The sequence below is a fragment of the Pseudescherichia sp. L3 genome, assembly GCF_024656065.1.
GTDB lineage: Bacteria > Pseudomonadota > Gammaproteobacteria > Enterobacterales > Enterobacteriaceae > Pseudescherichia.
Genome location: NZ_JANKYC010000006.1, coordinates 1 through 22,943 on the forward strand (window position 1 = coordinate 1; position 22,943 = coordinate 22,943).

General features: G+C 56.3%; 22 protein-coding genes and 2 tRNA genes. 17 read left to right on the top strand and 7 right to left on the bottom strand.

Features of this window, described 5'->3' with window-relative positions; genetic code table 11:
* Positions 1-40: 40 nt before the first annotated feature.
* Together NR795_RS19935 and NR795_RS19940 are read left to right on the top strand one after the other, a co-directional pair.
* A tRNA-Asp gene (locus NR795_RS19935) sits at positions 41-117 on the top strand.
* A 55-nt stretch (positions 118-172) separates the two neighbouring features.
* Positions 173-248 (top strand) — tRNA-Trp (locus NR795_RS19940).
* A 119-nt stretch (positions 249-367) separates the two neighbouring features.
* Here NR795_RS19940 and hdfR read toward each other — a convergent pair.
* Complete coding sequence (hdfR, locus tag NR795_RS19945) at positions 368-1,189, bottom strand: HTH-type transcriptional regulator HdfR (protein WP_257759158.1); 822 nt, start codon at positions 1,187-1,189, stop codon at positions 368-370.
* A 118-nt stretch (positions 1,190-1,307) separates the two neighbouring features.
* Here hdfR and NR795_RS19950 point away from each other — a divergent pair, with 118 nt between their 5' ends.
* Entirely contained in the window at positions 1,308-1,646 is a 339-nt protein-coding gene (locus NR795_RS19950; protein ID WP_144819090.1) for a DUF413 domain-containing protein, read from the top strand.
* A gap of 27 nt (positions 1,647-1,673) precedes the next feature.
* Here the strand turns inward: NR795_RS19950 and NR795_RS19955 are convergent, their stop codons facing one another.
* The gene (locus NR795_RS19955; protein ID WP_238082114.1) at positions 1,674-3,194 is read right to left on the bottom strand and encodes a YifB family Mg chelatase-like AAA ATPase; all 1,521 of its coding nucleotides are present in this window, start codon (positions 3,192-3,194) and stop codon (positions 1,674-1,676) included.
* A 320-nt stretch (positions 3,195-3,514) separates the two neighbouring features.
* On the opposite strand from NR795_RS19955, the gene ilvL reads away from it, so the two are divergent.
* From ilvL to ilvA, 7 genes are all read left to right on the top strand, one after another.
* On the top strand, positions 3,515-3,613 hold the full coding sequence (gene ilvL, locus NR795_RS19960) for an ilv operon leader peptide (protein WP_001311244.1): 99 nt from the start codon (positions 3,515-3,517) through the stop codon (positions 3,611-3,613).
* Positions 3,614-3,699: 86 nt separating this feature from the next.
* Complete coding sequence (ilvX, locus tag NR795_RS19965; RefSeq protein ID WP_208674148.1) at positions 3,700-3,750, top strand: peptide IlvX; 51 nt, start codon at positions 3,700-3,702, stop codon at positions 3,748-3,750.
* Between the two features lie 2 nt (positions 3,751-3,752).
* Positions 3,753-5,399, top strand: coding sequence for an acetolactate synthase 2 catalytic subunit (gene ilvG / locus NR795_RS19970; protein WP_257759160.1), 1,647 nt, complete (start codon positions 3,753-3,755; stop codon positions 5,397-5,399).
* On the top strand, positions 5,396-5,659 hold the full coding sequence (gene ilvM / locus NR795_RS19975; RefSeq protein WP_042395027.1) for an acetolactate synthase 2 small subunit: 264 nt from the start codon (positions 5,396-5,398) through the stop codon (positions 5,657-5,659). Before ilvG ends, ilvM begins: the two co-directional genes overlap by 4 nt.
* Positions 5,660-5,676: 17 nt before the next feature.
* Positions 5,677-6,606 (top strand): branched-chain amino acid transaminase, encoded by a 930-nt coding sequence (locus NR795_RS19980; protein ID WP_257759161.1) that lies wholly within the window; start codon positions 5,677-5,679, stop codon positions 6,604-6,606.
* Positions 6,607-6,664: 58 nt separating this feature from the next.
* Positions 6,665-8,515 carry a dihydroxy-acid dehydratase gene (gene ilvD, locus NR795_RS19985; RefSeq protein ID WP_144819098.1) on the top strand — a complete coding sequence of 617 codons (1,851 nt, stop codon included), beginning with the start codon at positions 6,665-6,667 and terminating at the stop codon, positions 8,513-8,515.
* Positions 8,516-8,517: 2 nt separating this feature from the next.
* Positions 8,518-10,062 (top strand): threonine ammonia-lyase, biosynthetic, encoded by a 1,545-nt coding sequence (gene ilvA / locus NR795_RS19990; protein WP_257759162.1) that lies wholly within the window; start codon positions 8,518-8,520, stop codon positions 10,060-10,062.
* Here the strand turns inward: ilvA and ilvY are convergent.
* The gene (ilvY, locus tag NR795_RS19995) at positions 10,059-10,949 is read right to left on the bottom strand and encodes an HTH-type transcriptional activator IlvY (protein WP_144819102.1); all 891 of its coding nucleotides are present in this window, start codon (positions 10,947-10,949) and stop codon (positions 10,059-10,061) included. The genes ilvA and ilvY overlap by 4 nt on opposite strands.
* A gap of 152 nt (positions 10,950-11,101) precedes the next feature.
* Between ilvY and ilvC the strand changes: the two genes are divergently transcribed.
* Entirely contained in the window at positions 11,102-12,577 is a 1,476-nt protein-coding gene (gene ilvC, locus NR795_RS20000; RefSeq protein WP_222889110.1) for a ketol-acid reductoisomerase, read from the top strand.
* A 90-nt stretch (positions 12,578-12,667) separates the two neighbouring features.
* On the opposite strand, the gene NR795_RS20005 is transcribed toward ilvC, so the two are convergent.
* Positions 12,668-13,282, bottom strand: coding sequence for a bifunctional 2-polyprenyl-6-hydroxyphenol methylase/3-demethylubiquinol 3-O-methyltransferase UbiG (locus tag NR795_RS20005; RefSeq protein WP_257759163.1), 615 nt, complete (start codon positions 13,280-13,282; stop codon positions 12,668-12,670).
* 181 nt (positions 13,283-13,463) lie between these two features.
* Between NR795_RS20005 and NR795_RS20010 the strand changes: the two genes are divergently transcribed.
* Both NR795_RS20010 and NR795_RS20015 read left to right on the top strand, forming a co-directional pair.
* On the top strand, positions 13,464-13,904 hold the full coding sequence (locus tag NR795_RS20010) for an Rrf2 family transcriptional regulator (protein ID WP_257759164.1): 441 nt from the start codon (positions 13,464-13,466) through the stop codon (positions 13,902-13,904).
* A complete protein-coding gene (locus NR795_RS20015; RefSeq protein ID WP_222889108.1) occupies positions 13,901-14,266 on the top strand; it encodes a DUF1360 domain-containing protein in 366 nt (121 codons plus the stop codon). The genes NR795_RS20010 and NR795_RS20015 overlap by 4 nt, the downstream gene beginning before the upstream one ends.
* Before the next feature lie 49 nt (positions 14,267-14,315).
* Here the strand turns inward: NR795_RS20015 and ppiC are convergent, their stop codons facing one another.
* A complete protein-coding gene (ppiC, locus tag NR795_RS20020) occupies positions 14,316-14,597 on the bottom strand; it encodes a peptidylprolyl isomerase PpiC (RefSeq protein ID WP_024555327.1) in 282 nt (93 codons plus the stop codon).
* 83 nt (positions 14,598-14,680) lie between these two features.
* On the opposite strand from ppiC, the gene rep reads away from it, so the two are divergent.
* Complete coding sequence (gene rep / locus NR795_RS20025) at positions 14,681-16,702, top strand: DNA helicase Rep (RefSeq protein ID WP_144819110.1); 2,022 nt, start codon at positions 14,681-14,683, stop codon at positions 16,700-16,702.
* 49 nt (positions 16,703-16,751) lie between these two features.
* Here rep and gppA read toward each other — a convergent pair whose 3' ends face one another.
* Together gppA and rhlB are read right to left on the bottom strand one after the other, a co-directional pair.
* Entirely contained in the window at positions 16,752-18,236 is a 1,485-nt protein-coding gene (gppA, locus tag NR795_RS20030; protein WP_257759165.1) for a guanosine-5'-triphosphate,3'-diphosphate diphosphatase, read from the bottom strand.
* A 6-nt stretch (positions 18,237-18,242) separates the two neighbouring features.
* Positions 18,243-19,514: an ATP-dependent RNA helicase RhlB gene (gene rhlB / locus NR795_RS20035; protein ID WP_144819114.1), complete on the bottom strand. Its 1,272-nt coding sequence runs from the start codon at positions 19,512-19,514 to the stop codon at positions 18,243-18,245.
* Positions 19,515-19,649: 135 nt separating this feature from the next.
* Between rhlB and trxA the strand changes: the two genes are divergently transcribed.
* The 3 genes from trxA (at position 19,650) to wecA (ending at position 22,943) form a co-directional block, all read left to right on the top strand.
* Positions 19,650-19,979, top strand: a complete 330-nt coding sequence (trxA, locus tag NR795_RS20040) for a thioredoxin TrxA (protein WP_042394997.1) — start codon at positions 19,650-19,652, stop codon at positions 19,977-19,979.
* A gap of 356 nt (positions 19,980-20,335) precedes the next feature.
* Entirely contained in the window at positions 20,336-21,595 is a 1,260-nt protein-coding gene (rho, locus tag NR795_RS20045; protein ID WP_042394994.1) for a transcription termination factor Rho, read from the top strand.
* Positions 21,596-21,839: 244 nt separating this feature from the next.
* Complete coding sequence (gene wecA / locus NR795_RS20050) at positions 21,840-22,943, top strand: UDP-N-acetylglucosamine--undecaprenyl-phosphate N-acetylglucosaminephosphotransferase (protein WP_144819116.1); 1,104 nt, start codon at positions 21,840-21,842, stop codon at positions 22,941-22,943.

Here is a 22,943-nt window from a genome sequence, read left to right on the forward strand (position 1 = left end):
ACCGGGACACAATACCCGGTTAGTGACAAAGAAATTCGGTGGAGCGGTAGTTCAGTCGGTTAGAATACCTGCCTGTCACGCAGGGGGTCGCGGGTTCGAGTCCCGTCCGTTCCGCCACTTATTATAAAATTAAGCCTGCTCAGTTATAGCAGGCTTAATAGTAAGAAAATTTAGGGGCGTAGCTCAGTTGGTAGAGCACCGGTCTCCAAAACCGGGTGTCGCGAGTTCGAGTCTCTCCGCCCCTGCCATATTAAGATCCTTTGCTTAGGCAAAGGATTTTTTTTGCCTGCAATTTGGGGTTCCCTCCCTTATCACTCTCTCTTGTCAAACTCATCTCTACGATGCGTCCCTGCACCGTATCCTTGAATCATTCCATCACACTGTTTTTTAAAAGATCTTTAATCTGGCTCTGTTTGTCGCTGTTTTGCAGCCAGATAGCGTAAAGCGGGCGTGAGAGCGTCAGCGTATCAGCCACCATATGCAGATCGGCCTTATCCTTAGCCCAGGAGACTGGCAACCACGTGCAGCCATCAAGCGCTCCTAGCTGCTGGCGTGCAATTTCGGCAGAGCTGGTTGTCAGGAGCGGGATCTCATCGCTGGCAATCAGGCCAGACTCATGCTGTTGAAAATCAGGGCCCCATTCGAGCCGCAGGTAGTTCAGAGTCGATTTCAGGCGCGACGGTACGGTACAGTAGAGCGCAAGGGCAAAATGCCCCAGCAGTTGGCTACTGAACTCATCCATTTTAGGAGCTTCAGTGGTAATCAGCAGATCCAGCTGCCGCTCATGCAACTGTTTTACCAGCGATTGCCGCTGTGCGATACGAGCCTCAAACTGTAAGCTTTTATGTGTCTGATAGAGCCGACCCAGCCAGCCGTTCAGCATACACTCCCATAGCGATGCGCTGGCACCAATAGAGAACTCATTGTGCTGCGAACTGTGCGCTACCTCCTTGCGCGCTGCTTGCCAGGTATTCATTAGCATCTCTGCATAAGGAAGAAGTTTCTCACCTGCCACCGTAAGACGAATATTATTCCGGTGGCGGGTGAACAGGTTTACCCCAAGCTGGTTCTCAAGCTGGCGAATACGAAAACTGACCGCTGATTGTGTCAGATAGAGCGCTTCTGCAGCGCGTCCAAAGTGACGAGTCCTGCTTACTTCCAGGAAAGTTTTTAGCAATTCCGTATCCACAGCTTTCTCCGCAAAATTATTTGTCGTTATGATTTAAATGTTTTGTTTTACACTCTGTCAAGCGTAACTAATACTCCGCGCCATAAATAGCTCGGCCAAAGAATTAGGAGTGTGTAGGATGGCGGAAAGCTTTACGACGACTAATCGTTTTTTCGACAACAAATACTACCCGCGCGGGTTCTCTCGTCATGGTGATTTCACCATCAAAGAGGCGCAGCTGCTGGAGCGGCACGGTTATGCTTTCAATGAACTCGATCTCGGTAAACGTGAGCCGATGACCGAAGAGGAAGAGCTGTTTGTCGCCGTCTGCCGTGGTCAACGCGAGCCCGTCACCGAAGCGGAACGCGTCTGGAGTAAGTACATGACGCGCATTAAACGTCCGAAGCGCTTCCATACCCTCTCCGGCGGTAAGCCGCAGATGGAAGGTGCGGAAGATTACACCGAATCCGACGATTAAGATGCAGGGGCTACGGCCCCTGTTTTTTTATCCCATCATCTTCTGCAGGTGAATGAGCAGGCGGTCAATAGCGCGATAGCCCAGCGCCTCCTGGAGATGCTCTCTGCGTATCGTCTCACTCTCTTCCAGATCGGCAATGGTACGTGCCACCTTAAGCAGGCGCTGCCAGGCGCGTATCGATAGCCCAAGCTGCGTAAGCGTCTCTTCAAGCCAGTCGGCATCCTCGGGCACCAGCTGACAGTAATCGCGTATAGCGGCGCTTTCAAGCCGGGCGTTAAGCGTCTGCTGCCGTTGGTACTGGATCGCCTGTGCAGCAAGCACACGGGCGCGTACCGCCTCGCCAGGTTCGCTACGATTATCCGTCTGGCGCAGTAGACCCGGCGGGGGAAGGGGGATCTCCAGAGAGAGATCGAAGCGATCGAGAAACGGTCCGGAGAGCTTGCTCAGGTAGCGCAGCGTCTGCTCTGGCGTTGCACGATTATGGTTCCCCTGATAGTGGCCAGTAGGGCTGGGGTTCATCGCGGCTATCAGCTGGAAGCGGGCGGGGTAGGTCACCTTGGCGCGGGTTCGGGAAATATGGATCTGTCCGGACTCAATGGGTTCGCGCAGAGCATCAAGCACGCGCCGTTCAAACTCTGGCAGCTCATCCAGAAACAGGATGCCGTTATGCGCCAACGAAATTTCGCCGGGCCCGGGAATTGCCCCCCCGCCTACCATAGCGGTCAGGGATGCACTGTGATGCGGTGAGCGAAAGGGTCTGCGCCGCCACTGTTTTTTTAGCATGGCGGTATTGATCAAGCTTAGGATCGCCGCGCTCTCAAGCGCCTCACGGTTATCTAAAGGCGGCAAAAGGCTATTCAGTCGGCTGGCCAGCATGGTCTTACCCGTGCCGGGTGGGCCAATCAGTAACAGGTTATGCCCGCCTGCTGCCGTGATCTCCAGCGCCCGTTTACCTTGCTCCTGACCCATCACGTCGCTGAGATCGTTTTCAGCTGCAGGAATGGCGTCGATGTCAGGTACGGCCTCCCGAAGCTGATGTTTCCCTTCGAGAAAGGCACACACCTCCTGCAGATGTCCCGCGATCAGGCAGTGGGCGGATTCGATGAGTCCCACTTCAGCTTCGTTATCGCTGGCAACGATAATTTGTCTGCCGGCGCGCGTGGCCTCCTGAGCGCTGGGGATCGCCCCGGGAACGCCACGGAGCGCGCCTGTAAGCGCGAGTTCGCCAACAAACTCATACTGACTTAAGTGAGATGCACTGAGCTGCTCAGAGGCCGCCAGAAGCGCAATAGCGATAGGTAAGTCATAGCGTCCCCCCTCTTTAGGGAGATCGGCGGGGGCAAGGTTAATAGTGATCTTCTTTGCCGGGAACGTATAGCCACTGTTGATGATGGCGCTGCGCACGCGATCGCGGGCCTCCTTGACCGTGGTTTCTGGCAGCCCAACGATGGTAAGGCCGGGAAGTCCGGCGCTAATATGCACCTCAACCGTAATAAGCGGCGCGGTGACGCCCAACGCCGCACGGGTATAGATAACCGACAGTGACATAGCTCCTCCTGTGACTGCAGGATTATGCCGCTGCGTTTTTTCACCGGCAGCTACGCATCTGCGTTTTTACGGCCTGGGTTCCGCACTAATTGTGTCAGAGATGCAACGCATGCTTAACGCTGGAAGCAGGTGCGCAGCCGCGAAAAATCGTTCGCAGGTGAATTATTTTCACTTAATCTTTTTCTTATATAAAACAATACGTTTTATGAATACTTGCCGTCACGCCACTAAAAAACTTATAAAAAAATCTTGTGTCGTTAGCAAAAACTGTGATAACTCTTTAGGTATTCCTTCGAACAAGAAGCCAGAAAGTATAGAAAATGACAGCCCTTCTACGAGTGATTAGCCTGGTCGTGATTAGCGTGGTGGTGATTATTATCCCACCGTGCGGGGCTGCACTTGGACGAGGAAAGGCTTAAAAAACAAGCCTTAACGAACTAAGACCCCCGCACCGAAAGGTCCGGGGGTTTTTTTATGGCCTTAAAACAACAGCGAGGAGCAAAGAATGCGTTGTAGCACAAAATTCTGTTTCTCACGATTTACGACGGGGAACTGACTATGAATGGGGCACAATGGGTAGTACATGCATTGCGAGCGCAGGGGGTCGAAACGGTCTTCGGTTACCCAGGCGGCGCAATTATGCCGGTTTACGATGCGTTGTATGACGGCGGCGTGGAACATCTGCTGTGTCGCCACGAGCAGGGAGCGGCCATGGCGGCCATCGGCTATGCCCGCTCTACCGGCAAAACAGGCGTCTGCATCGCTACGTCAGGTCCCGGTGCCACCAACCTGATCACCGGACTCGCCGATGCCCTGCTCGACTCCGTTCCCGTTGTGGCTATCACCGGCCAGGTTGCCTCGCCGTTTATGGGTACCGACGCATTTCAGGAAGTGGACGTCCTCGGTTTGTCGCTGGCCTGCACCAAGCATAGCTTTTTGGTGCAGTCGCTGGAGGAGCTGCCGCGCGTAATGGCGGAAGCGTTCCAGGTGGCAAACTCAGGCCGTCCAGGTCCAGTGCTGGTCGATATTCCAAAAGATATCCAGGTTGCCGTGGGTGAGCTGGAGCCGCATTTCTCTACTGTTGCAGATGATGACGCCTTCCCACACGCCGACGTTGCGGAAGCCCGCAAGATGTTAGCCCGGGCACAGAAGCCGATGCTGTACGTGGGCGGTGGCGTGGGTATGGCGCAGGCCGTTCCGGCGCTGCGGGAGTTTATCGCCGCGACGCAGATCCCTGCCACCTGTACGCTGAAAGGGCTGGGGGCGGTTGAGGCCGATTACCCGTACTACTTAGGCATGCTGGGGATGCACGGCACCAAAGCTGCCAACCTGGCGGTACAGGAGTGCGATCTGCTTATCGCCGTAGGCGCACGCTTCGACGACCGGGTGACCGGCAAGCTGAACACCTTTGCACCGCACGCCAGCGTGATCCATATGGATATCGACCCGGCAGAGATGAACAAACTGCGCCAGGCACACGTTGCGCTGCAGGGCGATCTTAATGCGCTGCTGCCCGCGCTGCAGCAGCCGTTAGCGGTTGATGGATGGCGTCAGCACGCGGCAGAGATGCGCCATGAATATGCGTGGCGTTACGATCACCCCGGTGACGCCATCTATGCACCACTGCTGTTAAAACAGCTCTCCGACCGCAAGCCGCAGGATAGCGTGGTCACCACTGACGTGGGCCAGCATCAGATGTGGTCCGCGCAGCACATGACCTACAGCCGTCCGGAAAACTTTATTACCTCCAGCGGCTTAGGCACGATGGGCTTTGGCCTGCCAGCCGCCGTTGGCGCGCAGGTGGCGCGCCCGGATGATACCGTAATCTGTATCTCCGGTGACGGCTCCTTCATGATGAACGTGCAGGAGCTGGGCACCGTGAAGCGAAAGCAGCTGCCGCTGAAGATTGTCCTGCTGGATAACCAACGCTTAGGCATGGTTCGCCAGTGGCAGCAGCTCTTCTTCCAGGAGCGCTATAGCGAAACCACCCTGACCGATAACCCCGATTTCCTGATGCTGGCTCGTGCCTTCGGCATTCCCGGCCAGCACATCACCCGTAAAGACCAGGTTGAAGCGGCACTTGACGCCATGCTCGCAAGCGAGGGGCCTTACCTGCTTCATGTCTCAATCGATGAGCTTGAGAACGTCTGGCCCCTGGTGCCACCCGGTGCAAGCAACGCACAAATGCTGGAGAAATTATCATGATGCAACATCAGGTCGCCGTTCAGGCCCGCTTCAATCCGGAAACGTTAGAGCGTGTTTTACGCGTGGTTCGCCACCGTGGCTTTCAGATTTGCGCCATGAATATGGAGACAGCCACCGATGCGCAGAGCATAAATATTGAATTGACCGTTGCCAGCCCGCGCTCTGTCGAATTACTGTTTAGCCAGTTGAGCAAACTGGTCGACGTGGCGCGCGTTGAGATCCAACAACGTTCAACCCCAACACAACAAATCCGCGCCTGAGCGCAAAAGGAAGAAAAATGACGACGAAGAAAGCTGATTACATTTGGTTCAATGGCGAGATGGTTCCGTGGGGTGAAGCGAAAGTACACGTGATGTCCCATGCGTTGCACTACGGTACGTCTGTATTTGAAGGCATCCGCTGCTACGACTCGCACAAAGGACCAGTGGTGTTCCGCCATCGCGAACACATGCAGCGTCTGCGTGATTCAGCAAAAATCTATCGTTTCCCGGTTTCACAAAGCGTTGATGACCTGATGGAAGCCTGCCGGGCGGTGATCCGCAAAAACAACCTGACCAGCGCCTATATTCGTCCGCTGGTCTTCGTGGGTGACGTGGGCATGGGCGTGAACCCACCAGAGGGTTACGGCACCGATGTGATCATCGCCGCTTTCCCATGGGGCGCATACCTGGGCGCGGAAGCGCTGGATCAGGGTATCGATGCGATGGTCTCCTCCTGGAACCGCGTTGCGCCAAACACCATCCCGACCGCGGCGAAAGCCGGCGGTAACTACCTCTCCTCCCTGCTGGTGGGCAGCGAAGCACGCCGCCATGGCTATCAGGAAGGGATTGCGCTGGACGTTAACGGCTACATCTCTGAAGGCGCTGGCGAAAACCTGTTTGAAGTGAAAGACGGCATTCTGTTCACCCCGCCATTCACCTCTTCCGCGCTGCCGGGCATCACCCGCGACGCAATCATCAAGCTGGCGAAGGATCTGGGTATCGAAGTGCGCGAGCAGGTGCTCTCCCGCGAATCCCTCTATCTGGCCGATGAAGTGTTCATGTCAGGTACCGCAGCCGAGATCACCCCGGTGCGCAGCGTAGACGGTATCCAGGTGGGCGAAGGCCGCTGTGGTCCGGTAACCAAGCGCATCCAGCAAGCGTTCTTCGGCCTGTTCACCGGCGAAACAGAAGATAAGTACGGCTGGTTGGATCAGGTTAACCAATAAGCATAAATATGGGACGGCACGCACCGTCCCATTTATTAAATAGAGTTGGGAGTAAAGCATGCCTAAGTACCGTTCCGCTACCACCACCCACGGCCGTAACATGGCAGGTGCCCGCGCGCTGTGGCGCGCCACTGGGATGACCGACGCCGACTTCGGCAAGCCGATTATCGCCGTGGTGAACTCATTTACTCAGTTTGTGCCGGGCCACGTGCACCTGCGCGACCTGGGCAAGCTGGTTGCCGAGCAGATTGAAGCCGCAGGCGGCGTGGCGAAAGAGTTCAATACCATTGCGGTCGATGACGGCATCGCGATGGGCCACGGAGGCATGCTCTATTCACTGCCGTCTCGCGAGCTGATCGCCGACTCGGTGGAGTACATGGTCAACGCCCACTGCGCGGACGCCATGGTCTGTATCTCCAACTGCGACAAGATCACCCCGGGGATGTTGATGGCCTCATTGCGCCTGAACATTCCGGTTATTTTTGTCTCCGGCGGCCCGATGGAGGCCGGAAAAACCAAGCTGTCTGACAAGATCATCAAGCTCGACCTGGTCGATGCCATGATCCAGGGCGCGGACCCGAAAGTGTCCGACGAGCAGAGCGAGCAGGTAGAACGTTCCGCCTGCCCGACCTGTGGCTCCTGCTCCGGCATGTTCACGGCTAACTCCATGAACTGTCTGACGGAAGCGCTGGGCCTGTCGCAGCCGGGCAACGGCTCGCTGCTGGCGACCCACGCCGATCGTAAGCAGCTGTTCCTCAATGCCGGGTCACGTATTGTTGAACTCACTAAACGTTATTACGAGCAGGACGACGAGAGCGCGCTGCCGCGCAACATCGCCAGCAAAGCCGCGTTTGAAAATGCCATGACGCTGGATATCGCCATGGGCGGCTCCACCAACACCGTGCTGCACCTGCTGGCGGCGGCCCAGGAAGCAGAAATTGATTTCACTATGACCGACATCGACCAGCTCTCTCGCAAGGTGCCGCAGCTCTGTAAGGTCGCACCAAGTACCCAGAAATATCATATGGAAGACGTGCACCGTGCGGGTGGCGTTCTGGGTATCCTGGGCGAGCTGGATCGTGCGGGATTGTTGAACCGTGAAGTGAAAAACATACTTGGCCTGACGCTGCCGCAGACGCTGGAGCAGTATGACGTGATGCTGACCCAGGACGAGGCGGTGAAAAAGATGTTCCGCGCGGGTCCGGCGGGCATTCGTACTACCCAGGCATTCTCGCAGGATTGCCGCTGGGACACGCTGGATGACGATCGCGCTGAAGGCTGTATCCGCTCGCTGGAACACGCCTACAGCAAAGACGGTGGGCTGGCGGTGCTGTACGGCAACTTTGCCGAAAACGGCTGCATCGTTAAAACCGCCGGCGTGGACGACAGCATCTTGAAATTTACCGGCCCGGCGAAAGTATACGAGAGCCAGGACGATGCGGTAGAAGCCATTCTCGGCGGTAAAGTTGTGGCGGGCGACGTGGTAGTGATCCGCTACGAAGGGCCAAAAGGCGGGCCGGGAATGCAGGAGATGCTCTACCCAACCACCTTCCTGAAATCAATGGGCCTCGGCAAAGCCTGCGCGCTGATCACCGACGGACGTTTCTCTGGCGGCACCTCTGGCCTCTCTATTGGCCACGTCTCCCCGGAAGCCGCCAGCGGCGGCAACATCGCGCTGATTGAAGATGGCGATATGATTGCCATCGATATCCCAAACCGTGGCATTCAGCTGCAGGTAAGCGATCAGGAGCTGGCCGCACGTCGGGAAGCACAGGACGCACGCGGTGCGGCAGCGTGGACGCCGAAAGCGCGTGAGCGCCAGGTCTCCTTCGCGCTGCGCGCCTATGCCAGCCTCGCAACCAGCGCAGACAAAGGCGCGGTACGCGATAAATCCAAACTGGGAGGCTAACCGTGGCCGAATCCCAACCCTTGTCCGCCGCCCCCGAGGGGGCGGAGTATCTGCGGGCGGTACTGCGCGCGCCGGTCTATGAAGCGGTGCAGGTCACGCCGCTGCAAAAGATGGAGAAGCTCTCGTCGCGGCTGGATAACGTGATCCTGGTGAAGCGTGAAGATCGCCAGCCGGTACACAGCTTCAAGCTGCGCGGTGCCTACGCCATGATGGCCGGGCTCACCGACGAGCAGAAGGCGCGGGGCGCGATCACCGCGTCGGCGGGCAACCACGCCCAGGGCGTCGCGTTCTCTGCCGCGCGTCTTGGGGTGAAGGCGCTGATCGTCATGCCGGTAGCCACCGCCGATATTAAAGTCGATGCGGTACGCAACTTTGGCGGCGAAGTGCTGCTCTACGGCGCTAACTTCGATGAGGCAAAAGCGAAGGCTATCGAGCTGGCCCAGCAGCAAGGCTTTACCTGGGTGCCGCCGTTCGATCACCCGATGGTGATTGCCGGACAGGGTACGCTGGCGCTGGAGCTGCTCCAGCAGGACGCACACATTGACCGCGTCTTTGTGCCGGTTGGCGGCGGTGGCCTGGCGGCAGGCGTGGCGGTGCTTATCAAACAGCTGATGCCGCAGATTAAAGTGATTGCAGTGGAAGCGGAAGACTCTGCCTGTCTGAAGGCCGCGCTGGACGCCGGGCAGCCGGTGGATCTGCCCCGGGTTGGGCTATTTGCCGAAGGGGTGGCGGTTAAACGCATCGGCGACGAGACCTTCCGCCTCTGCCGGGAGTATCTCGACGATATCATTACCGTCGACAGCGACGCGATCTGCGCCGCCATGAAGGATCTGTTCGAGGATGTGCGGGCGGTAGCGGAACCTTCCGGCGCACTGGCTCTGGCGGGCATGAAGAAGTACATCGCCCAGCACAACATCCGCGGTGAACGGCTGGCGCACGTGCTCTCCGGGGCGAACGTCAACTTCCACGGTCTGCGCTACGTTTCCGAACGCTGCGAGCTGGGTGAACAGCGTGAAGCGCTGCTGGCGGTCACCATTCCCGAAGAGAAGGGCAGCTTCCTGAAGTTCTGCCAGCTGCTGGGCGGCCGCTCGGTGACCGAGTTCAACTACCGCTTTGCCGATGCCCACGACGCCTGCATCTTTGTCGGTGTGCGCCTGAGCCGCGGGCTGGAGGAGCGTAAAGAGATCCTTGCTCTGCTCAGCGAGGGGGGCTACAGCGTGGTCGATCTCTCCGACGATGAGATGGCCAAGCTGCACGTGCGCTACATGGTGGGGGGGCGTCCGTCGAAGCCGCTTAAGGAGCGTCTCTACAGCTTTGAGTTCCCTGAGTCTCCCGGTGCGCTGCTGAAGTTCCTGCATACGCTGGGCACCCACTGGAACATCTCCCTGTTCCACTACCGCAGCCACGGTACGGACTATGGCCGCGTGCTGGCCGCCTTTGAGCTGGGGGAACACGAGCCGGATTTCGAAACCCGGCTAAGCGAACTGGGTTACTACTGTCATAACGAGAGCGATAACCCGGCGTTCCGCTTCTTCCTCGCCGGTTAAGGGTTCGGCAGGATCTCCCAGAACGCGCTAATAAGCGGCTCATGCAGCCGCTTTTTTTGTGCGCAGACGCCAAGCTCGAACGGCGTCTTCTCATCGCTGCGCTCTAAAATCATCACGCGGTTGCGCACCGGCTCGGGGCTGTTTTCCAGCACTACTTCCGGGATCAGCGCCACGCCGCAGCCGAGGGCTACCATTGAGACCATCGCCTCATGGCCGCCGACGGTGGCATAGATCGATGGATTACTGATCTTCTGCCGCCGGAACCACAGCTCAATGCGTTTTCGTACCGGCCCCTGATCGGCCATGATAAAGGGCACCGTTGACCAGTCAGGTTCCGGCACCGAAATTTGGCTGCGTACCGGGCAGGGCAGCGCCGGGGCAATCAGCACCACCGCCAGGTTTTCCAGCATCGAAAAGGCCACCGCGCCGGGCAGCGCCTCTGGCTTACCTGCAATCGCCAGATCCGCTTCGCCGGTGACCACGCGCTCTACCGCATCGGCGGCATCGCCGGTGGTGAGTTTGATCTCAACCGAGGGGTGCTCGGCGCGGAAACGGTCAAGGATCGGTGGCAGATGGCTGTAGGCGGCGGTTACCGAGCAGAACAGCCGCAGCTCTCCGGAGAGTGAAGGACCCTTCTGGTCAATGGTGTGACGCAGCTGCTGATACTGGAGCAGGGTCTGCTGGGCGAAGGTCCGCAGCTCGTCACCTGCCTCGGTCAGGGTAACGGTGCGATTGTCTCGCACAAACAGCGGCTGGCCGAGATCTTCCTCCAGGCGCTGGATCTGACGCGACAGCGTCGACGGGCTGACGTGCATCGCCCGTGCGCTGCGGCCGAAGTGGCGGCTCTCCGCCAGGTGGAGAAAGATTTTTAGATCGCGCAGATCCATATGCAGAGCCTCTGTGTTTACGTTGCAGAAAGTGCAATGTCATATTGTGAATATATCAATTTCAGCAACGCATTTCCTGTCATATAGTGGATTCATTCTCGCGAGAACGCGACCCGAACAATAAGCACGACACAACATCACGAGGTATCACCATGGCTAACTACTTTAATACACTGAACCTGCGCCAGCAGCTGGCCCAGTTGGGTAAATGTCGCTTTATGGGACGCGATGAATTCGCCGATGGCGCGAGCTACCTGCAGGGTAAAAAAGTGGTTATCGTCGGCTGTGGCGCTCAGGGCCTGAACCAGGGCCTGAACATGCGTGACTCCGGTCTGGATATCGCCTACGCGCTGCGTAAAGAGGCGATTGCGGAGAAGCGTGCGTCATGGCGTAAAGCTACCGAAAACGGTTTTAAAGTAGGCACCTATGAAGAGCTGATCCCTCAGGCGGACCTGGTGGTTAACCTGACGCCGGACAAGCAGCACTCTGACGTGGTGCGTACCGTACAGCCGCTGATGAAAGACGGCGCGGCGCTGGGCTACTCCCACGGCTTCAACATCGTGGAAGTGGGCGAGCAGATCCGTAAAGATATCACCGTGGTGATGGTTGCCCCGAAATGTCCGGGCACCGAAGTACGTGAAGAGTACAAGCGTGGTTTTGGTGTGCCGACGCTGATCGCCGTGCACCCGGAGAACGATCCGAAAGGCGAAGGCATGGCGATCGCTAAAGCCTGGGCTGCGGCCACCGGCGGCCACCGTGCGGGCGTGCTGGAGTCCTCCTTCGTTGCCGAAGTAAAATCTGACCTGATGGGTGAGCAGACTATCCTCTGCGGTATGCTGCAGGCGGGCTCGCTGCTGTGCTTCGACAAGCTGGTGGAAGAGGGTACCGATCCGGCCTACGCTGAGAAACTGATTCAGTTCGGCTGGGAAACCATCACCGAAGCGCTGAAGCAGGGCGGCATCACCCTGATGATGGATCGCCTCTCTAACCCGGCGAAGCTGCGTGCCTATGCGCTCTCCGAACAGCTGAAAGAGATCATGGCTCCGCTGTTCCAGAAGCATATGGATGACATCATCTCCGGCGAGTTCTCCTCCGGCATGATGGCCGATTGGGCCAACGACGATAAGAACCTGCTGACCTGGCGCGAAGAGACCGGCAAAACCGCGTTTGAGACCGCCCCGCAGTTTGACGGCAAAATCAGCGAGCAGGAGTACTTCGACAAGGGCGTACTGATGATCGCCATGGTGAAAGCGGGCGTTGAGCTGGCATTTGAAACTATGGTCGATTCCGGCATCATTGAAGAGTCCGCCTACTACGAGTCGCTGCACGAGCTGCCGCTGATCGCCAACACCATCGCGCGTAAGCGTCTGTATGAGATGAACGTGGTGATCTCCGATACCGCAGAGTACGGTAACTACCTCTTCTCCTACGCTTGCGTACCGCTGCTGAAAGAGTTCATGACCACCCTGCAGGCAGGCGATCTGGGCAAAGCGGTAGAGGGCACGGCGGTAGACAACGCCCAGCTGCGTGACGTGAACGAAGCAATCCGCAGCCACGAGATCGAGAAGGTGGGCCAGAAGCTGCGCGGCTATATGACCGATATGAAGCGTATCGCCGTAGCGGGTTGATCGAAAAAGGGTCGGGTGGCGCCACGCTTACCCGACCTACAGAAGTGCAAAATCGTAGGCCTGGTAAGCATCTCGCTACCGGGCCGTTTTTTATTCGCGACGCAGCGCCACCACTGAGTCGGATACTTCATCCTGCTGCCCTTCTGGCCCAGCCATCACCCGTGAAACCTCTTCGCAAAATTCGACTTTCCAACCTTGTGGCAGTGGCTTCAGCGTGGCGAGAACCTCACTGGCTGAAAGGAACGGGCGTGGGTGTTTGGACCAGCTCGGAGCCTTACCGTGTGAAGTTATGAGGAGGAGACCACCTGGAGCAGTATGATCCAACGCGGTACGGAAAATGGTGGCACGATCGAAGTCTAGCGGTGACTCCAGGAAGGAGGCGACAATCAGGTCATATTTACCTGCCGGGAAGCTTTGCGTGAGGTCATGGCATTCGAAAGTAATGTGAACGCCCGCGCGCTCGGCGTTTGCCGAAGCATATTCAAGCGCCCGATGAGAAAGATCCACCGCCGTTACCTGCCAGCCCCGCCTGGCTAGCCAGACCGCATCATCTCCCCGTCCGCAGCCCAGTTCCAGTGCGTTACCCGGTGTTAATCCTTCGGTGAAGCGCACCAGAATTTTTCCCGGAATACCATTAGACACAGGGGACATGGCATCGTAGTGCGACTCCCAGAAGCATTCCGGCGTTTGTTCAGCGTTGTGCATAACGGCCTCGTTGTTAGTGTTAAATATCATGTAATATTTAAAGTAACATAAGATGATATTTGATCAATGACTACGAGGAAAAAAATAATTAACCATAAATATCAATGATATATTTTTTTGTTGGTATGATTATGCGTTTGGGGATTGTCGTTGGCTACTCTTATGTAATATTGTAAATTACATGAAAACAAATAACTCATTCTCCGCGACGCTACATATCCTGCTTCACCTGGAGCAGATGGATAAACCTCTGACGTCAGAACAGATGGCTGCCTTTATCGACGGAAATCCGGCGTTCATCCGCAAGCTGCTTGCCGGACTTCGGGAAAACAATATTGTCTGTGCCACTAAGGGGCATCACGGCGGCTGGCGGCTGTGCCGTCCAGTTGGGGATATTACGCTTTACGATATCTATAAGGCGCTGGGCGAGCCGACGCTGTTTGCGCTAGGTAACCGCAGCGAAAACCCGCAGTGTCTGGTGGAGCAGGGGGTAAATAGGGTCATGTCAGCGACACTTGCCGACGCACAAACGCTAATACTTGACCGCTTCAAAAGCCTGACGTTGCAGGATATCGGCAGCGAATTTATCAGCTACTTCAACGACAAAGGCCATGACCTATGATGACTACCTTAACCACCTGCCTGATGATTGCCCTGGCGGCCAGCAGTATTTCTATGACGGTGACGCAGACCGAACTATTCGCCGCGTTTCGCGAATGGACGGTAAAGAAAAACGCGCTGATAGGCCACCTGTTTCAGTGCTTTTACTGCTTGAGCCACTGGGTGGTGTTTGGCGGAATGGCAGTATACCGCCCGGCGCTGCTCAGCAGCGGTTTTGTGCTGATTGACTGGGTCATGACGGCATTCATCACCATCACTATCACAACGCTGATTAATGGCCTGATGTTTAAAGTGTTTCAGGCAGCAATTAGTACGCACGTGATGAAGCACAATGCGCAGCAGACGTTGCAATCGCAGAAATAAAAAAGGCTTTTTTATCGGTGGCGGCAGGGCAATGCCGCCACACGGATAATTAGTTACGGTACAACACTTTGATAATGTGGTAACCGAACTGGGTGTGCAGCGGGCCGGTCGGCTCCAGCACCGGGCAGGAGAACACCACTTTATCGAAGGCTGGCACCATCTGGCCCTGGCGGAATTCACCCAGGTGACCGCCCTTTTTGCCCGACGGGCAGGTAGAGTGTTTCTTCGCCAGCTTCTCGAAATCGCCGCCGTTTTTGATCTGCTCCAGAAGATCCAGAGCCAGTTTCTCTTCTTTAACAAGGATATGCATCGCTGCCGCTGTTTTTGCCATGATCGTGCCTTGAGTGGTATGGATTAGGCTGGCTATACTACCACGCGTTTTTTCTCCTCTCCCGACTTTCATTGAGTGATCCCATGCGTCTAAATCCAGGGCAACAGCAAGCCGTCGAATTCGTCACCGGACCCTGCCTGGTACTGGCAGGAGCTGGATCCGGTAAAACCCGCGTCATTACCAACAAGATAGCGCACCTGATCCGCGGCTGCGGCTACCAGGCCCGGCATATCGCGGCGGTCACCTTTACCAACAAAGCCGCACGCGAGATGAAAGAGCGCGTGGGCCAGACGCTGGGACGCAAAGAGGCGCGCGGGCTGATGATCTCCACTTTCCACACCCTGGGGCTGGATATCATCAAGCGCGAGTATGCCGCGTTGGGCATGAAATCTAACTTTTCGCTTTTTGACGATACCGATCAGGTCGCACTGCTCAAGGATCTTACCGAAGGGTTGATCGAAGATGAGAAAACGATCCTTCAGCAGCTGATCTCGACGATCTCTAACTGGAAAAACGATCTGATGACCCCGGCGCAGGCAGCAGCGCAGGCCAGGGGCGAGCGGGACCGCATTTTTGCCCACTGCTACAGCCTGTATGACGCCCATATGAAGGCCTGCAACGTGCTGGACTTCGATGACCTGATCCTCCTCCCGACCCTGCTGCTCCAGCGCAATGAAGAGGTGCGCGAGCGCTGGCAGAACAAGATCCGCTATCTGCTGGTGGATGAGTATCAGGATACCAACACCAGCCAGTACGAGCTGGTTAAGCTGCTGGTGGGTGCCCGGGCGCGCTTTACGGTGGTAGGCGATGACGATCAGTCGATCTACTCCTGGCGCGGGGCACGTCCACAGAACCTGGTCCTGCTTAGCCAGGATTTCCCGGCATTGCAGGTGATCAAGCTGGAGCAGAACTATCGTTCATCGGGGCGTATCCTGAAGGCGGCCAACATTCTGATCGCCAACAATCCACACGTTTTTGAAAAAAAGCTCTTTTCAGAGCTGGGCTACGGGCCAGAGCTGAAGGTGATCAGCGCTAACCATGAAGAGCATGAGGCCGAGCGCGTCACGGGCGAGCTGATTGCGCACCACTTTATTAATAAGACCCAGTACAAAGATTACGCCATTCTCTATCGCGGGAACCATCAGTCGCGGGTATTTGAAAAATTCCTGATGCAGAACCGTATTCCGTACCGTATTTCGGGCGGAACCTCGTTCTTCTCCCGTCCGGAAATCAAAGACCTGCTGGCCTACCTGCGGGTGCTGACCAATCCGGACGACGACAGCGCCTTCCTGCGTATCGTTAACACGCCTAAGCGCGAGATTGGGCCAGCGACGCTGCAAAAGCTGGGGGAGTGGGCCAACTCGCGCAACAAAGGTCTGTTTGCTGCCAGCTTTGACATGGGCCTTACCCAGACGCTGAGCGGGCGCGGATACGAGTCGCTGACCCGCTTTACCCACTGGCTAAGCGAAGTACAGCGTCTCGCTGAACGGGAGCCGATTGCCGCAGTGCGCGACCTAATCCATGGTATCGACTACGAATCCTGGCTGTTTGAAACGTCGCCCAGCCCCAAAGCAGCGGAGATGCGGATGAAAAACGTCAACACGCTCTTTAGCTGGATGACCGAGATGCTGGAAGGGTCGGAGATCGACGAGCCGATGACCCTTACTCAGGTGGTGACGCGCTTTACCCTGCGCGACATGATGGAGCGGGGTGAAAGCGATGAGGAGTCGGATCAGGTTCAACTCATGACCCTGCACGCCTCCAAGGGACTGGAGTTCCCTTACGTTTTCCTGGTCGGCATGGAAGAGGGGCTGCTGCCTCACCAGAGCAGCATCGATGAAGAGAACATCGACGAAGAGCGTCGGCTGGCCTATGTCGGCATCACCCGGGCGCAAAAAGAGCTCAACTTTACCCTGTGTAAAGAGCGTCGTCAGTATGGCGAGCTGGTGCGTCCCGAGCCGAGTCGCTTCCTGCTGGAACTGCCGCAGGACGATCTGCTCTGGGAGCAGGAGCGTAAAGTGGTGAGTGCAGAAGAGCGGATGCACAAGGGGCAGGCGAGTATTGCCAATATTCGGGCGATGATGGCGAAAGCCAAAGCTAAATAGTGATGGAACCGGTGGGTCGGGTAAGCGCAGTGCCACCCGGCACAACTGACTAATTGACCGCCAGCGCCCAGTGAACGTAGCTCTGCCACTGGCACTCCTGAACGAGTGTCTCAGCACCCAGCGGGTGCGTCGCCAGCCAGCCCTCCGGCAGCGTCAGCGTTATCGCCTCACCGTGAGCGGCCAAAGAGACATCGGGTAAAAACTCATCCCGGCGACGGCTGGCAAAGATGATCGCCAGGCGCAGCAGACGACAGAGGTGCTCCGCGGTACGCGGCGGCACAGCGTTTTGCTGATGCAGCGAAGAGAGATCGACCGGGTTAGTCTGATTGAGCAGGAGGGTGGCCAGCAGCTTCTTCTGCGCAGGCGTGAAGCCGGGCAGATCCAGGTTACGCACCAGGTAGGCGGCGTGCTGGGAAGCGTGCTTAAAATCGACGCTCAGGCCAATCTCATGCAGATGGCAGGCACCCATCAGCAGCTCGCGGCTTAACGACTCCAGCTGCCATTCAGCCTGAACCTGCTCCGCAAAACGGGAGGCCAGTTGAGCCACGCGCTGGGCCTGACCGGAGTCGACCATAAAACGGCGCTGAAGATTGCGCAGCGTGCGGCTGCGAATATCGTGATCGACGGGCAGATGCAGCATGCCATAAACCAGCCCTTCACGCAGCGCGCCGCCGGCCAGGGTCATGCCCTGAACCTCCAGCTCGCTAAAGATAGCGATCAGAATGGCCAGGCCGCTGGGGAAGACCAGCGCCCGCTCAAGCGTTAGCCCTTCAATCTCCAGCTCTTCCAGACGGCCGCACTGAATAGCGCGCTGCTTTAGCTGCTGCAGTTTGGCAAGGGTGATGCACTCATCCATGCCCTGCGCCATCATGATCTCCTGCAACGCCTGAACGGTGCCGGAGGCCCCTACGCAGATTTTCCAGCCGTGAAGACGCAGCGCATCGGCTACCGGCAGCAGAACCTCCCGCGCTGCCTTTTCCGCCGCGTCGAAATTTTCCTGAGCCAGGTTGCGATCGGCGAAGAAGCGTTCGAGCCAGGTAACACAGCCCATCGACAGGCTAAAGAGGGAGGTAGCGTGCGCGCCGGTGCCGGTGACCAGCTCGGTGCTGGCCCCGCCGATATCGACGACCAGGCGGCGATCGTCCCCGCCAGTCGTATGGGCCACGCCCTGATAGATAAGCCGCGCCTCATCTTCACCGCTAATCACCTGGACAGTCGTGCCTAAAATCTCCTGCGCGGTGGCAAGAAACTCCCCGGCATTAACGGCCAGGCGCAGCGTTGCCGTGGCGACCACCCGGATCTGCATGGGTGGGATATCCTGTAGCCGTTCAGCAAACAGGCGCAGACACTGCCAGCCACGCGCCATGGCATCCGGAGAGAGCCGGTTATCGCGGTCCAGCCCTGCCGCCAGGCGTACTTTACGTTTGATGCGGGTCAGGGTCTGTATACTCCCCGCTACCTCGCGCACTACCAGCATATGAAAACTGTTCGAACCTAAATCAATAGCGGCGTAGAGCGAGTTAGAGGTGAGCATAAGGCATTAACCTGAACGACGTCTGTTACGTGGTGCACCACCACCGGTGCGGCGTGGGCCATTGCCTGGACGCGCGCGAGGCAGGCGCTTCGGCGGTGGCAGCTCGCTCAGGAGCGCATCCGGATTGTATTTACTGACTGGAATCGAGTGACCGATGTAGGTCTCGATAGCCGGCAGGTTCAGGGCATACTCTTCACAGGCAAGGCTGATTGAATTGCCGCTTGCGCCCGCACGACCGGTACGGCCAATACGGTGAACATAGTCTTCGCAGTCGTCTGGCAGATCGTAGTTAAAGACGTGGGTCACGGCCGGAATATGCAGGCCACGCGCGGCAACGTCGGTCGCTACCAGAATGTCTATATCACCACTGGTAAACTCTTCGAGAATGCGCAGGCGTTTTTTCTGCGCCACGTCGCCGGTCAGCAGGCCAACGCGGTGACCATCGGCAGCCAGGTGGCCCCAGATATCTTCACAGCGGTGCTTGGTATTGGCGAAGATGATGGCGCGATCCGGCCACTCCTCTTCGATCAGCGTTTGCAGCAGACGCATTTTCTCTTCGTTGGACGGATAGAAAAGCTCTTCTTTAATACGGTGGCCGGTTTTCTGTTCCGGTTCCACTTCCACATACTCAGCGTTGTTCATCTGCTCAAACGCCAGCTCACGCACGCGGTAAGAGAGCGTCGCCGAGAAGAGCATGTTCAGGCGCTGGTTTGTCGCAGGCATGCGACGGAACAGCCAGCGGATGTCTTTAATAAAGCCGAGATCGTACATGCGATCGGCTTCGTCCAGCACCACGACCTGGATCGCGCCCAGGTTGATATGGTTCTGTTTCGCGTAATCGATCAGGCGTCCGGTGGTGCCGATAAGAATATCAACGCCGCTCTCCAGCACCTTAAGCTGTTTATCATAGCCGTCGCCGCCGTAGGCGAGGCCCAGTTTCAGGCCGGTAGTCTGGGCCAGCGGCTCAGCATCGGCATGAATTTGCACCGCCAGTTCACGGGTTGGAGCCATGATCAGCGCGCGCGGTTGGTTCACCTTGCGGTCTTCGATCGCCGGGTGAGAGAGAAGATAATGAAACGTTGACGTCAGAAACGCCATCGTTTTGCCGGTACCGGTTTGCGCCTGTCCCGCTACATCCCGACCCGCCAACGTCAGCGGAAGGGCGAGTGCCTGGATGGGGGTGCAGTTATGAAAGCCTTTATTTTCAAGGGCTTCAATCACCTTCGGGTGCAGGGCGAAGTCGGAAAACTTCTGTTCTGTTAAATGTGTTTTGCTCATAGTGTGGTAGAATATCAGTTTACTATTGCTTTACGAAAGCACATCCGTTCAAATAAACGGGGTGAAATAACGTCAACCTTTAGCCAGGCTATGCTACAGACCTTAATAAGGTAGACATAATCCTGTGGAGTAAATATGAGCGATAAAATTATTCACCTGACCGACGACAGTTTTGACACGGACGTACTCAAAGCGGAAGGGCTGACCCTCGTCGATTTCTGGGCAGAGTGGTGTGGTCCGTGCAAAATGATCGCCCCGATTCTGGATGAGATCGCTGACGAGTACCAGGGCAAGCTGACCGTAGCGAAGCTGAACATCGACCAGAACCCAGGCACCGCGCCGAAATACGGCATCCGCGGTATCCCGACCCTGCTGCTGTTCAAAAACGGCGAAGTGGCGGCCACCAAGGTAGGCGCGCTCTCTAAAGGGCAGCTGAAAGAGTTCCTCGACGCTAACCTGGCGTAAGGGCTCTCCCCACCTGGCGTCTGGCTCTCCTAATTTTAGTGGATTGCTGGACGCCCGGCTTTAGTCGTGCTAAGTTAGTTTTGACTTCGAAATAAACATATCTTTGTCGTTTGGACCTTGTCAGTTTGAACCGTGTTGTACCCGATGCTTCCCGCCAGCCACCGCGCCGCGAGAGAAGTGGATAGATTCCGGGCTCGTCACTCAATCCGTCTTGTCGTTTCAGTTCTGTGTTCTTCCTGTAAGCAGGCAGCGAACAGACATGAGTTGATGGCCGCTAAAACAGGCATGGATGACCCTGCCATACCATTCACAAATTAAGTTCGAGATTTACCCCGAGTTTAAGAACCCACACCACTATGAATCTTACCGAATTAAAGAATACGCCGGTTTCTGAGCTGATTACTCTCGGCGAAAATATGGGTCTGGAAAACCAGGCTCGTATGCGCAAGCAGGACATCATTTTTGCCATCCTGAAGCAGCATGCTAAGAGTGGCGAAGATATCTTTGGCGACGGTGTGTTAGAGATATTGCAGGACGGATTTGGTTTCCTCCGTTCTGCAGACAGCTCCTACCTCGCCGGTCCTGATGACATCTACGTATCCCCTAGCCAAATCCGCCGTTTCAACCTCCGCACTGGTGACACCATTTCAGGTAAGATTCGTCCTCCGAAAGAGGGTGAACGTTACTTTGCGCTGTTGAAGGTTAATGAGGTTAACTACGACAAACCGGAAAACTCGCGCAATAAGATCCTGTTTGAAAACTTAACCCCGCTGCACGCTAACTCACGTCTGCGTATGGAGCGTGGTAACGGTTCAACAGAAGATTTAACCGCCCGTGTTCTGGACCTGGCATCGCCGATTGGCCGTGGCCAGCGTGGCCTGATCGTTGCACCGCCGAAAGCGGGTAAGACCATGCTGCTGCAGAACATCGCCCAGAGCATTGCCTACAACCACCCGGACTGTGTCCTGATGGTGCTGCTGATCGACGAACGTCCGGAAGAAGTGACCGAGATGCAGCGTCTGGTTAAAGGCGAAGTGGTTGCCTCTACCTTTGATGAGCCAGCGTCTCGCCACGTTCAGGTTGCCGAGATGGTTATCGAGAAAGCGAAGCGTCTGGTTGAGCATAAAAAAGACGTTATCATTCTGCTCGACTCCATCACCCGTCTGGCGCGTGCTTATAACACCGTCGTGCCGGCTTCTGGCAAGGTGCTGACCGGTGGTGTGGATGCCAACGCCCTGCACCGTCCGAAACGTTTCTTCGGTGCTGCACGTAACGTGGAAGAGGGCGGTAGCCTGACCATCATCGCTACTGCGCTGGTGGATACCGGCTCTAAAATGGATGAAGTTATCTACGAAGAGTTTAAAGGTACCGGTAACATGGAGCTGCACCTCGCGCGTAAAATCGCTGAGAAACGCGTCTTCCCGGCTATCGATTACAACCGCTCCGGTACGCGTAAAGAAGAGCTGCTCACCACTCAGGAAGAGCTGCAGAAAATGTGGATCCTGCGCAAAATCATTCACCCGATGGGAGAGATTGACGCAATGGAGTTCCTCATCAATAAACTGGCGATGACCAAAACCAACGACGACTTCTTCGATATGATGAAGCGCTCGTAACTTAAATAAAGCCTGTAAACGCCACGTTTTTACGTGGCGTTTTTTATTTATGGAATATAGGCTATAGCCAGGGGATCCGCTGTCGGCCATGGCTGGCGGTGGTAATGCAAAGCATTCAAGCTGATTATGTTCTAATTGAATGAAAAATATACAATAGAGCCCGTTTGTGACCTGCTTTATCTCTTTTGGAGAGGGGGCATCGTCGTTATACTTCCGGGATCAACATTTGCTGAGAGCATGCATTGTGAATTTACTCACTGCGGTTACTGAGTTATTCAGTATTTTTTTACTCACGTTTATCTTTCTCTTTTTTGCCCGCAAGGTGGCAAAAAAGATAGGGTTGGTCGATAAACCAAATTTTCGTAAACGTCACCAGGGACTGATTCCCTTAGTGGGCGGTATCTCTGTCTATGCGGGGATCTGCTATACGTTTGCTATTGCTGACTACTATATTCCGCATGCTGCACTCTACCTGATGTGTGCCGGGGTTCTGGTTTTCATTGGGGCGCTGGACGACCGCTTTGATATCAGCGTAAAAATTCGTGCCACCGTACAGGCGGTCATCGCTATTATCATGATGGTGGTGGGTAAACTCTATCTCAGCAGTCTCGGCTACATTTTTGGCACCTGGGAGATGGTTCTCGGGCCGTTTGGCTTCTTCCTGACGCTGTTTGCCGTCTGGGCTGCCATCAACGCCTTTAATATGGTTGACGGTATTGATGGTCTGCTGGGTGGGCTCTCCTGCGTCTCCTTCGCCGCTATCGGCATCATTCTGTGGTTTGACGGTCAGCTGAGCCTGGCGATGTGGTGTTTTGCCATGATTGCCGCCATTCTCCCCTATATCCTGCTTAACCTGGGTATCCTCGGTCGCCGCTATAAGGTCTTTATGGGCGATGCGGGCAGTACGCTGATTGGCTTTACGGTAATTTGGATCCTGCTGGAAACGACCCAGGGCCAGACGCACCCGATTAGCCCGGTGACGGCACTGTGGATCATTGCTATTCCGCTGATGGACATGGTTGCCATCATGTACCGCCGCCTGCGCAAAGGGATGAGTCCTTTCTCGCCTGACCGTCAGCACATTCACCACCTGATCATGCGCGCCGGGTTTACCTCCCGTCAGGCCTTTGTGCTGATTACGCTGGCCGCCGCGCTGCTGGCTGCGGTGGGTGTCGTGACAGAATATCTGCATTTTATTCCCGAATGGGTGATGTTGGCACTGTTTGTGCTAGCTTTCTTCCTGTACGGCTGGTGCATTAAACGTGCATGGAAAGTGGCGCGCTTTATCAAACGCGTCAAACGTAAAATGCGTCGTAATAGTGGACATAAACCAACTCTAACCAAGTAA